The sequence below is a fragment of the Streptomyces lasalocidi genome, from assembly GCF_005280215.1.
Taxonomy (GTDB): Bacteria; Actinomycetota; Actinomycetes; order Streptomycetales; family Streptomycetaceae; genus Streptomyces; species Streptomyces longwoodensis.
In genome coordinates this window covers 978,543-990,403 of the sequence record NZ_SZNQ01000001.1, presented here as the reverse complement: position 1 = coordinate 990,403, position 11,861 = coordinate 978,543, and the positions used below count along the sequence as shown (strand labels likewise).

The window sequence follows — 11,861 nt, the reverse complement described above, 5'->3', positions numbered from 1 at the left end:
CCGGCTCATGCACAGGTGGTTCAGGGGAAGGGTCGGTCGTGTCCGGAAAGAGTCCGGAAAGGGTCAGCCACCGCTCAGAGCACGGGGCTGATGTCGGGGGCGCCGAGCCGTACCGCGTCGGCGGTCCGGTCGTCCGGCTGCTGCTGGGCCTCGCGTTCGGCGGCCACCCGCTTCAGGTAGTGGTCGACCTCACGGTCCCGGTCGGCCTGGTCCCATCCCAGGTGGGGCGCCATCAGTTCCGCGACGGTCCGCGCCGCGTCCACACCGCGGTCCCAGGACTCGATGGAGATTCGCGTCCGCCGGGCGAGCACGTCCTCGACGTGACGGGCGCCCTCATGGGTCACCGCGTACACGGCCTCGACCCGCAGGTAGTCGTCGGAGCTCGGCAGCGGCTCGCCGAGCGAGGGGTCGGCCGCGACCAGGGCGAGCAACTCGTGCACCAGGGAGCCGTAGCGGTTCAACAGGTGCTCGATGCGGGCGACGTGCAGCCCGGAGGCCTCGGCGAGGTTGTGGCGGGAGTTCCACAGGGCCGGGTAGCCGTCGGCGCCGAGCAGCGGAACGCGCTGCGTGACGCAGTCGGGCACCTTCTCGTCCAGGCCGCGGACGGCCTCGTCGACCGCGTCCTTGGCCATCACCCGGTAGGTCGTGTACTTGCCGCCGGCCACCACGACGAGACCGGGCACCGGGTGGGCGACCAGGTGCTCCCGTGACAGTTTGCTGGTCTCCGCGGCCTCGCCCGACAGCAGGGGACGCAGACCGGCGTAGACGCCTTCGACGTCCTCCGGGGCCAAGGGCGTGGCCAGGACGCTGTTGACGTGCTCCAGCAGATAGGTGACGTCCTTGGAGCTGAGGGCGGGATGGGCCTTGTCGAGGGTCCAGTCGGTGTCGGTGGTCCCGATGATCCAGTGCCGCCCCCAGGGGATGACGAACAGCACGCTCTTCTCGGTGCGCAGGATGAGCCCGGTGCGGGAGTTGATCCGGTCACGGGGGACCAGCAGGTGCACGCCCTTGGAGGCGCGGACGTGGAACTGGCCGCGCGTACCGGCGAGGGACTGGGTGTCGTCGGTCCACACGCCGGTCGCGTTGATCACCTGCTTGGCCCGCACCTGCGTCTCGTCGCCGGTGTCCAGATCCGTGACGACGGCTCCCACCACCCGCTCGCCCTGCCGCAGGAAGCGGCTGACCCGGGTGCGGTTGGCGGCCAGCGCTCCGTAGGCGGCGGCCGTGCGGACGAGGAACATGGTGTGCCGGGCGTCGTCGACCTGGGCGTCCCAGTACTGGATCGCGCCGACCAGGGCGTCGGAGCGCAGCGCGGGCGCCTCGCGCAGGGCCCGGCGCTTGAGCAGGTGGCGGTGGTGGGGCAGGCCCCGGGAGGTACCGGAGGCCATGGCCATGGTGTCGTACAGCAGCACGCCGGCACCGACGTACGGCCGCTCCCGGATCCGGTGTTGCAGGGGGTAGAGGAACGGCACCGGACGCACCAGGTGCGGGGCCAGGACCTGGAGCAGGAGCCCGCGTTCCTTCAGGGCTTCGGCGACGAGCCGGAAGTCCAGCATCTCCAGGTAGCGCAGGCCGCCGTGGATGAGCTTGCTGGAGCGGCTGGACGTGCCCGACGCCCAGTCCCGGGCTTCGACCAGGCCGACCCGCAGGCCCCGGGTGGCGGCGTCCAGGGCCGCGCCGGCGCCGACCACGCCGCCCCCGACGACGAGGACGTCGAGCTCACCCTCCCCGAGGCGGACGAGGGCCTCCGCTCGGGAGCCGGGCGAGAGAGCCACCGGGTTCGCCATGGTCTCCTCCTCGTGCAGCGTGCAGCGGGTGCGGGCGCGGGGGCGGCCGGCGCGCGCGGCGCGGGCGGCCCCCTCCGGTCGCGGCCGCTCCCGGCCGGGACCTATTCGACCTTGGCCCAGTCGAGCGTGCGCTCCACCGCCTTCTTCCAGCCCGCGTACTGCTCCTCGCGCTGATCCTCGGACCACTGGGGCTCCCAGCGCTTGGACTCCTGCCAGTGGGTGCGCAGTTCGTCCGTGTCCCGCCAGAAACCGGTGGCCAGACCAGCGGCGTAGGCGGCGCCGAGCGCGGTGGTCTCGGCGACGACCGGGCGGCTGACCGGGACGCCGAGGACGTCGGCCTGGATCTGCATGCACAGGTCGTTGGCCGTCACACCGCCGTCGACCTTGAGCACGTCCAGGTGGACGCCGGAGTCCTGCTCCATGGCCTCCACCACGTCGCGGCTCTGGTAGCAGATGGCCTCCAGGGTGGCCCGCGCCAGGTGGCCGTTGTCGTTGTACCGGGCGAGGCCGACGATCGCGCCGCGGGCGTCGGAACGCCAGTAGGGGGCGAACAGGCCGGAGAAGGCGGGGACGAAGTAGATCCCGCCGTTGTCCTCGACGGTACGCGCGAGGCGCTCGCTCTCGGCGGCGTCGCTGATGACCTTCATCTGGTCGCGCAGCCACTGCACCGCGGAGCCCGTGACGGCGATGGAGCCCTCGAGTGCGTAGATCGCCGGGCTGTCGCCGAACTGGTACGCCACGGTGGTCAGCAGGCCGTGCTGGGACCGCACCAGTTCCGTGCCCGTGTTGAGCACCAGGAAGTTGCCGGTGCCGTACGTGTTCTTGGCTTCGCCGGGCGCGTAGCAGACCTGCCCGACGGTGGCCGCCTGCTGGTCGCCGAGCACACCGGTGATGGGGATGGCCGCCCGCAGCGGCCGGGACGTACGGGTCTGTCCGAACGCCTCCCGGTGGGAGGACGGGTTGATGGTCGGCAGCATCGCCCGGGGGACGCCGAAGAAGCCCAGCAGCTCGTCGTCCCAGTCGAGGGTCTCCAGGTCCATCAGCATGGTGCGGCTGGCGTTGGTCACGTCGGTGGCGTGGACGCCGCCGTCGGGTCCGCCGGTGAGGTTCCACAGCACCCAGGCGTCGGTGTTGCCGAAGAGGGCGTGGCCCTGCTCGGCCGCCTCGCGGACCCCGTCGACGTTCTCCAGGATCCACTGGATCTTGCCGCCCGAGAAGTACGTGGCGGGCGGCAGTCCTGCCTTGCGGCGGATGACGTCGCCCTGGCCCGAGCGGTCCAGCGCTGCCGCGATGGAGTCGGTACGGGTGTCCTGCCAGACGATGGCGTTGTAGTACGGGCGGCCGTTGCGCGGGTCCCAGACGACGGTCGTCTCCCGCTGGTTGGTGATGCCGATGGCCGCCAGGTCCTCCGCCGAGAGGTTTCCGTTCCGGAGCGCGGTCTGGATCACCGAGTTGGTGCGCTCCCAGATCTCCACCGGATCGTGTTCGACCCACCCCGAGCGCGGGAGGATCTGTGAGTGTTCCAGCTGGTGCCGCGCCACCTCGTTGCCGGCATGGTCGAAGATCATGAAACGGGTGCTGGTGGTCCCTTGGTCCACCGCGCCGACGAAGTCCGCCATGGGATGCCGCCTCTCCTAGGGCTCTCCCGGGGCGGCCGGAACACGGCCACCCCGGGAGCCGGTCAGCTCTCGTCCGGGGCCGGGACCCGTCCCGCGGGCTCCGGCTCAGCGGTCGGCAGGAACCGGCCGATGAAGAACTTGTACAGGGCCGCCCCCAGCAGGCCTCCGATCAGCGGACCGACGATCGGTACCCAGAAGTAGAAGTTCCCGTACTGATCTCGCCACGCTCCGCCGTACCCGGTGAGGAAACTGGCCAGCCGGGGACCGAAGTCGCGTGCCGGGTTGATCGCGTAACCCGCGTTGGTGCCCCAGGCCATACCGATGGCCACGACGATCAGACCGACGATGAACGGTGCCAGGTTGGCGCCTGGGGGCGTGTTGAGCAGGTCCGTGACCGCCAGGATCAGCAGCAGCAGGATCGCGGTGCCGATGATCTGGTCGCGGAAGGCGCCCCATTCGTGGACCGGCAGGTTCGGGTTGCCGTTGGCGGGCAGGGTGGAGAACACGCCCTGCGTCTTGATCGTGTGGGTGGGATCCGCCTTCGCCAGCGCCTCGGTGTAGTTCCACCGGACGAGCAGGGCCGCCACGAAGGCGCCGGCCGTCTGGGCCAGCGCGTAGGGGGCCACCTTGCTCCACGGGAAGCCCTTGAACGCCGCCAGCGCGACCGTCACCGCGGGATTGAGGTGCGCACCGCTCAGCCTCGCCGCGACGTACACACCCAGCGTGACGCCGAGGCCCCAGGCCCAGGCGATGCTGTCGTGGTTCCCGAGGCCGCCCGGCGGAGTCGTGAGGGCCCCGCCGGCGACCACCTGGGCCACCACGCCACACCCGAAGAGGATGAGGATCATCGTGCCGGCGAATTCCGCTGAAAGCTCGCCGACCAGCCCTGATCGCTTGAGTCGCTCAGCCATGGAAGCCCGCTTCCCGCCGGCCCAAGGGTCGGCCGTCGACTGCCCCGAGTCCTCGGGACATCATTTTAGGACTGGTCGGGGCCATCAGCGCGCTGGGCGCTGACGGCCCCGGGCGCGACGGCTCCGGGCGCGCGTCGCCGCGCGGTGCGGCCGCACCCGGGCGGGCGGCACCGGGCACGCGTCGCGGATGTCCACGGCGTGGCGGCACACTGTTCGTGTGGCGTGCGATCGCGCACGTGCCCGCCCGCCACCGGCCGTGCCCGAGCCGTGCGGACACCGGGCGCGGGCCCGGCCGCCGGTTCCACCCGGGAGGTCCCATGAAGATGCTGATCAACAGTCCGGAGACCGTGGTCGCCGATGCCCTGCGGGGACTGGCCGCCGCCCACCCGGAGCTGGACGTGGACGTGGACCGGGGGGTGGTGGTCCGGCGGGACGCCCGGGACGGCGGGCACGTCGGCCTGGTCTCCGGCGGCGGTTCCGGGCACGAGCCGCTGCACGCCGGGTTCGTCGGGTACGGGATGCTGTCGGCCGCGTGTCCCGGCGAGGTGTTCACCTCGCCCGTCCCGGACCAGATGCTGCGCGCGGCGAAGGCCGTAGAGGCCGGGCAGGGCGTGCTGTTCGTCGTCAAGAACTACACCGGGGACGTGCTGAACTTCCAGATGGCCGCCGAGCTCGCCGAGGACGACGGCGTCCGGGTCGAGCAGGTCCTGGTCAACGACGACGTCGCCGTCACCGACAGCCTGTACACGGCCGGGCGGCGGGGCACCGGGGCGACCCTGTTCGTCGAGAAGATCGCCGGGGCGGCCGCCGAGGAGGGCGCACCGCTGGAGCAGGTGGCCGCGATCGCCCGGCGCGTCAAAGCGTGCTCGCGCAGCTTCGGCGTGGCGCTGAGCGCCTGCAGCACTCCCGCGAAGGGCGGCCCGACCTTCGACCTGCCGGACGGGGAGATGGAGCTCGGGGTCGGGATCCACGGCGAGCCGGGCCGGGAGCGGCGCGCGATGATGCCGGCCCGGGGCATCGCGGAGGTCGCGGTGGGCGCCGTGCTCGAGGAGCTGGTTGAGGTGGCTCCGGCCGACGGGCCTGTCCTGGCCCTGGTCAACGGGATGGGCGCCACGCCGCTGCTTGAGCTGTACGGGTTCCACGCCGAGGTGGTCCGGCTGCTGGAGGCGCGGGGCGTGCCGGTGGCGCGGGCGCTCGTGGGCAACTACGTCACGTCGCTGGACATGGCGGGCTGCTCGGTGACCCTGTGCCGGGCCGACGCGGAGCTGCTGCGGCTCTGGGACGCGCCCGTGCAGACGGCCGCGCTGCGCTGGGGCCGCTGAGCGCGGTCGCAGCCGGTCCCGGAGAGGATCCATGGTCGCGGACGTGCGAGAGCCCGGCCGTCGGCGCAGACTGACGGGGTGACCGGTACGCACCTGACGCGGGGTCGGAACGTCGCCACCGCCGGCCGGGCCGCCTCACAGCCGCTGGCGCTCGCCGCGATGATGTGCGCGGTGTCGATGACGTTCATCGACCAGACCATCGTCTCCATCGCGGCCCCCAGCATCGTCTCCGAACTGCGCCTGTCCGGCTCGGGGATGCAGTGGGTGGTCAACGCCTACCTCCTGTCGCTGGCCGCCTTCTTCGCCCTCGGCGGCCGGCTCGCCGACCTGTGGGGCCCCCGCCGGGTCGTCGTCCTCGGCACGCTCGTGTTCGTCGTGTCCTCGGCGCTGTGCGGCTGCGTGCCCGCCGGTGACCACGCCCTGGCGTGGCTGATCGTCTTCCGCGCCACCCAGGGCCTCGGTGCCGCGCTGCTCTTCCCGGCCGCGCTGGCGGTGGTCGTGGCGGTGTTCCCCGTGGAGCGCCGCGGCCGGGCGCTCGCCCTGTTCTTCGGACTGACCGGTGCGCTGACCGCGATCGGGCCGCTGCTCGGCGGCTGGCTCACCGCCTGGACCTGGCGGGCGATCTTCTGGGTCAACGTCCCGGTCGCCGTCGTCGCCCTGGTCCTCACCGTCCTCGCCCGCATCTCCGACCGCCGCCGCGACGAGCGGCTGGACGGCGTCGGCGCCGTGCTCGTGGCGGTCGGGATGGGCCTGAGCGTGCTGGGCTTCCAGCAGGCGTCGGCGTGGGGCTGGAGCAGCGCCGCGACCTGGGGCTGCATCGTCGGCGGCCTCGCCGTGCTGGTCGTCTTCTGCCGTTACGAACTGCGCACCCGACACCCGCTGATCACCCTCGCGGTGTTCCGCGACCGGGCGTTCACCGTGGACGCGCTGGTGCTGTTCTTCGCCATGACGGCGTTCGTGCCGCTGTTCTTCTTCGCCTCGGTGTACGCGCAGGTGTCGCTGAGCGCCTCGCCCAACCAGGCGGCCCTGTACCTGCTGTACGTCTTCGCCGGCTTCGCCCTCGCCTCGCAGTGGGGCGGCCGCATCCTCGACAAGCGGGGTGCCCGACCGGCCCTGAAGACCGGCTGCGTCGTCGGCGCCGTGGGCTTCTACCTGTGGGCCGGCAAGCTGACCGACCTGTCCATGCACGACCAGTGGCCCTACGCCGCGCTCGCCGGCGCCGGCATCGGCTTCGTCCTGGCACCCGCCTCGACGGACGCGGTCAACCGGTCCATCGACGCCTCCTACGGCGAGGTCACCGGGATCACGCAGACCGTGCGCAACTATGCCGCGAGCATCGGCCTCGCCGTCTTCGGCACCCTGCTGACCCACTCCCTGACCGACCACGTCGTGGACACCCTGGAGTCGCGCGGCCTGTCGTCCGGCGCCGCCCACGCCGTCTCCCGGGACGTCGCCCAGGCGGTCACCGGCAACCCGGACGCGCACCGCCCCGGCGGCGACGGAGCGACGGCCACGACCATGCGGGACGCGATGGCGTCGATCCGCATGGACTTCGCCGAGGCCAACCAGTGGGTGTTCTACGGCATGGCCGCCGCCATGGCCCTCGCCTTCCTCGTCGCCCTCCGCCACCCCGGCGGCGTCGCCCCGGCCCAGGGCGCCGACGCCGCGAGCGAGGGGGTGAGCAGCACGGGAGGTGCGGAGCCGGGGTCGTCCGGGAACGAACGCGACCCGCGTCCCGGCGGATGAGAAGCCGCGCTTGCCGACCCCTCGGCAATCTCCCGCATCGTGCGTGACCAGACGCCGCGAGGGGCACCCGGAGCGGGCGACGGAGGGAGCCCGACATGGCCGATGGTGATTTCTACACACGCGACCGTCCCGATGACGCGACCCTGCCGGAGGACCGGCCCCGGGGAGGTGGGCCCGAGGACTCACCCCGCCGGCGGACGAAGCCCGTCTGGCTGGTGCTCCTGCTGGTGGTGGTCATCGCCGTACTGCTGGCCGTCTTCCTGCCGTGAGGACAGGCCGGCCGCGAACGAGAAGGTCCGCCGGGCGCACCGCCCGGCGGACCTTCCTGTGCGGGGTGCGCGGCTATCCGCGGCGGCCCGCCGGGTCCTGCGCCGGCTCGTCCTCGCCGGAGGCCACGGCCGGGTCCGCGCCGTGGGCGCCCGCCGGTGCCCGGTCGGCGTGGCCCGGCCACCAGGCGGCGTGCCCGATCAGGGCGGTCAGGCTCGGGGTGAAGAACATCGCCATGACGAACGCGGCGATCGCGATGCCGAACGAGACCGCGAAGCCCATCTCGGTGAGCAGCGAGTTGCCCGCCAGCATCATCGTGGCGAAGGTCGCCGCCAGGATGAAGCCCGCCGCCGCGACGGTCGGACCGGCGTGCCGCAGGGCCATGCCGGCCGCCTCGCGCGGATCGCGGCCCTCGCGGGCCTCCTCACGGAGCCGGGCGATCATCAGGATGTTGTAGTCCGTGCCGATGGCCACCACGAACAGATACATGATCACCGGGAGCATGAACATCAGCCCCGGGTGGCCCTGGCCGTTCTGGAAGATCAGCACGGTGGCGCCGAGCGTCGCGCCGAAGCCCAGACCCACCGAGGCGATGAGGTACCAGGGGGCGACGACACTGCGCAGCAGCAGGCCCAGGATGAGCATGATCAGCACGGCGGCGACCGGGAACACCGTCCGGTAGTCGTGGTTGACGGCCGCGTCGATGTCCTTGTAGATCGAGGACATGCCGCCCACCAGCGCCTCGGTGCCGTCGGGCGCGTTGGCGTGGGCGACGTCGCGCACCTCGCCCACCGTGTCGATGGCCTTGTCCGTCGACGCCTCGTACTTGAGGGTGACGGTGAAGTCAGCCGTGGTGCCGCCCTGGTTGACCTGGCTCAGCTTGGCGTCGGCCACGCCGTCCACGGCGCCCAGCTTGCGGGCGTAGGCGTCGAAGCCGGCCTTGTCCAGCGGCTTGCCGTCGGTGCTGCTGAGGTAGACGTCGGTGGGTGCGGCCGCGCCCGCCGAGTACGCCTTCTGCATCTGGTCCTGGACGACCATGGACTCCTTGGTCTTCGGCATGGAGCCCGACGCCAGGTCGAAGGTGGCGTGGAAGCCGAGCGTGCCCAGCGACAGCACCAGCAGCACGATGCCGGAGAGCGCGGCGGTCAGCGCCGGGCGGCGCTGCACCCCGCGGCCGAGCGCGGCGAAGCGGGCGTTCTCCGGTTCCTTCTGCCAGGACTTGGACGGCCAGAAGACCTTCGGGCCGATGAGCGAGACCACGGCCGGGATCAGCGTCAGGCCCGCGATGAGGGTGACGGTGACCGCGATGGCCAGGGCCGGGCCCATCTGCTTGAGGAAGCCGAGCGTGGAGAGCACCAGCGCGAGGAAGGCGATGATGACGGCGCCGGCCGCCGAGGCGATGGCTTCACCCACCCTGGCCACCGCGTTGATCATGGCCTGCTTGGGTTCGTCACCGGCGCGCAGGCGTTCGCGGTAACGGAACATCAGGAACAGGAAGTAGTCCGTGCCCACGCCGAACAGCACGACGATCAGGATCGACGAGACGGAGCTGTTGGCCTGGAGGTCGAACAGCTTGGTGGCGTACGCGATCAGCCCGTTGGCGATGGCGGAGACCAGGCCGATCAGGATCAGCGGCAGTACCGCGAGGATCGGCGCCCGGAAGATGATCAGCAGGGTGACCAGGATGATCACGAACGTGCCGATGCCGATCAGCGCCTCGCCCCGCTTGGACGAGTCCTGCTGGTCGAGGGCCTGCGCCGCCGAGCCGCCGAGCTTGGCCTCCAGCCGGGTGCCCTTGGTGAGCGCCTTGACGTCCTCCCGCAGCACCTTCGCCGCGTCCGCCTGCTTGGGCTGGCCGGCGTTCTTGCTGTCCATCTGCACCAGGGTGAGGGCGTACCTGCCGTCCTTGGACGGCTGGCCGGGGATCACCCGCTGTACCTGGTCGATGTGCTTCTTGCCCAGCTCGGACGTGATGCGGGCCACGTCCTGCTGGTCGGCGGCGGTGAGCTTGCCGCCGTCGGTGCGCTGGTAGAGGGCGATGGCGGACGGGGTGAAGGCGCTGGGGAACGCCTTCTGCTGCACGTCCGCCGCCTTGATGGACTCGTAACTCTTCGGCAGGAAGCTGCTCTCGTCACTGCTCGACGGCAGTCCGGGAGCCGTGGCCACGATCGCCACTGCGGCGATCAGCCAGGCCACGATCGTCCAGACGGGATGTCGGACGACAGTGTTGCCAATACGTCGGAACATGCGGAAGGTCCTCCTGGACAGGAAGATCACCGCAGCCCGGGGAGCGGACCCTGGCACCGGCGACCTCGACCGGCCCGCCCGACGGGCCGGTCGCATCGTTTGCTGAGGCTCACATCGTAGTGGTGCGCAAGATCACTCCGCCGCGCACCCCGGTCTGGACACGGGCCGCCGACCCGACTTAGGCTTTCTGTCCAGAAGTGGACACGTCGTCCAGGAGCGCCACCGGAGGCGATCGGTGGGCGTGCCCGTACGGCGTCGGACAACGAGCGACGGGGGCGTCCCATGGGCGGAGCGCACGACGACGATGAGGCCGACGAGCACCTGGTCCGGGAGGCCGAGAAGATCGCCGTCGCCCTGGGGCGGATGTTCCCCGGTCTGTGCGAGGTCGTGCTGCACGACCTGCGCGACCCGCAGCACGCCATCCGGGTGATCGAGAACAACCTCTCCGGCCGGGAGGTCGGGGACTCCGCGACCGAGCTCGGGCTGGCCCGGATCGCCGACCCCGACTACCCCGGCGTGCTCCAGAACTACCCCAACCGGTTCCCCGACGGACGACCCGTCAAGAGCACGTCCATCGGCATCAAGAACGCCGCCGGCCGGTACGTCGCCGCCCTCTGCCTGAACCTCGACGTCTCGGTCCTCTCCCCGGTGACCCTCGCCCTGTCCCAGCTCGTCGCCACCGACGCCGACCACCCCACGCAGCCCCCGGAGACCCTGCGCGACCGCAACGCCCGCGAGCTGCGCCGGGCCGTCGAGGCGCTGTCGGCCGAACGCGCAGCGACCCCCCGCTCGCTGGGCCGCGCCGACAAGCGCGCGCTGGTGCGCCGGCTGCACCACGACGGCTGGTTCGACCAGCGGGAGGCGGCGCAAACCATCGCCGACCTGCTCGGGGTGTCCCGGGCGACCGTCTACAACTACACCAAGTGACCCCGAGCAAGAGGACACGCCATGGCCGCCGTACCGCCCGTAACGTTCGACGACGTCCGCGGGGCCGCCGCCCGCCTGCGGGGCACCGCCCACCGCACCCCCGTCCTCACCTCCCGCACCCTGGACGAGCGGGCCGGCGCCGAGGTGTTCGTGAAGTGCGAGAACTTCCAGCGGGTCGGCGCCTTCAAGTTCCGCGGCGCCTACAACGCCGTCGCACAGCTCACCCCCGAGCAGCTGGCCCGGGGCGTCGCCGCGTACTCCTCGGGCAACCACGCCCAGGCCACCGCCCTCGCCGCCCGCGAACTCGGCACCACCGCCGTCATCCTGATGCCCGAGGACGCGCCCCGCTCCAAGCGCGAGGCGACCGCCGGGTACGGCGCGGAGATCGTCACCTACGACCGCTACACCGAGGACCGCACCGCGCTGGGCGAGGCCCTGGCCCGGGACCGGGGCCTCGCCCTGATCCCGCCGTACGACCACCCGCACGTCATCGCGGGACAGGGGACGGCCGCGCTGGAGCTGCTCGAGGACACCGGCGCACTCGACGCGCTCCTCGTGCCCGTCGGCGGCGGCGGCCTGATCGCGGGCAGCGCCACCGCCGCCAAGGCGCTGCACCCCGGCGTCCGGGTCATCGGCGTCGAGCCGGAGGCGGGCGACGACACCCGGCGCTCCCTCGCGAGCGGCGAACGGGTCGTCATCCCCGTGCCGCGCACCATCGCCGACGGACAGGCCCTGGCCACTCCGGGCGAGCTCACGTTCGCCCTGAACCGGCGCCTGGTCGACGACGTCGTCGTGGTCTCCGACGAGGAGATCGTCCACGCCATGCGGTTCGCCTTCGAACGCCTGAAGATCGTCCTGGAGCCCAGCGGCGCCAGCGCCCTCGCCGCCCTCCTGGCCCACCGCGTCACCCCCCGCCCCCGCCGGATCGGCGTCATCGCCTCCGGGGGCAACGTCGACACCGCACGGTTCGCCGAACTGCTGGGCGGCTGAGGTGTGAGGACGGACGGTCCACCGACGGTTCGGCGCGTGCCGAAC

Annotated in this window: 9 protein-coding genes; 5 read left to right on the top strand and 4 right to left on the bottom strand. The window is 72.0% G+C overall.

All coding sequences use genetic code 11. The features are described 5' to 3' along the window. Positions 1 to 74 precede the first annotated feature (74 nt). The 3 genes from E4U91_RS04250 to E4U91_RS04240 form a co-directional block, all read right to left on the bottom strand. Positions 75 to 1,787 carry a glycerol-3-phosphate dehydrogenase/oxidase gene (locus E4U91_RS04250; RefSeq protein WP_137305293.1) on the bottom strand — a complete coding sequence of 571 codons (1,713 nt, stop codon included), beginning with the start codon at positions 1,785 to 1,787 and terminating at the stop codon, positions 75 to 77. Between the two features lie 101 nt (positions 1,788 to 1,888). Then, positions 1,889 to 3,406 carry a glycerol kinase GlpK gene (gene glpK, locus E4U91_RS04245; protein WP_137305292.1) on the bottom strand — a complete coding sequence of 506 codons (1,518 nt, stop codon included), beginning with the start codon at positions 3,404 to 3,406 and terminating at the stop codon, positions 1,889 to 1,891. A gap of 62 nt (positions 3,407 to 3,468) precedes the next feature. Then, positions 3,469 to 4,317 (bottom strand): MIP/aquaporin family protein, encoded by an 849-nt coding sequence (locus E4U91_RS04240; protein ID WP_137305291.1) that lies wholly within the window; start codon positions 4,315 to 4,317, stop codon positions 3,469 to 3,471. A 317-nt stretch (positions 4,318 to 4,634) separates the two neighbouring features. On the opposite strand from E4U91_RS04240, the gene dhaK reads away from it, so the two are divergent. The 3 genes from dhaK (at position 4,635) to E4U91_RS38010 (ending at position 7,654) form a co-directional block, all read left to right on the top strand. Further along, complete coding sequence (dhaK, locus tag E4U91_RS04235; protein ID WP_137305290.1) at positions 4,635 to 5,639, top strand: dihydroxyacetone kinase subunit DhaK; 1,005 nt, start codon at positions 4,635 to 4,637, stop codon at positions 5,637 to 5,639. A 159-nt stretch (positions 5,640 to 5,798) separates the two neighbouring features. Next, on the top strand, positions 5,799 to 7,385 hold the full coding sequence (locus E4U91_RS04230; protein WP_137310659.1) for an MFS transporter: 1,587 nt from the start codon (positions 5,799 to 5,801) through the stop codon (positions 7,383 to 7,385). Positions 7,386 to 7,480: 95 nt separating this feature from the next. Further along, positions 7,481 to 7,654: a hypothetical protein gene (locus E4U91_RS38010; protein WP_168218065.1), complete on the top strand. Its 174-nt coding sequence runs from the start codon at positions 7,481 to 7,483 to the stop codon at positions 7,652 to 7,654. A 73-nt stretch (positions 7,655 to 7,727) separates the two neighbouring features. On the opposite strand, the gene E4U91_RS04225 is transcribed toward E4U91_RS38010, so the two are convergent. Then, positions 7,728 to 9,899, bottom strand: a complete 2,172-nt coding sequence (locus tag E4U91_RS04225; protein ID WP_137305289.1) for an MMPL family transporter — start codon at positions 9,897 to 9,899, stop codon at positions 7,728 to 7,730. A gap of 282 nt (positions 9,900 to 10,181) precedes the next feature. On the opposite strand from E4U91_RS04225, the gene E4U91_RS04220 reads away from it, so the two are divergent. After that, entirely contained in the window at positions 10,182 to 10,826 is a 645-nt protein-coding gene (locus tag E4U91_RS04220) for a helix-turn-helix transcriptional regulator (protein ID WP_137305288.1), read from the top strand. A 21-nt stretch (positions 10,827 to 10,847) separates the two neighbouring features. Further along, complete coding sequence (locus E4U91_RS04215) at positions 10,848 to 11,816, top strand: threo-3-hydroxy-L-aspartate ammonia-lyase (RefSeq protein WP_137305287.1); 969 nt, start codon at positions 10,848 to 10,850, stop codon at positions 11,814 to 11,816. The last annotated feature ends 45 nt before the right edge of the window (positions 11,817 to 11,861 follow it).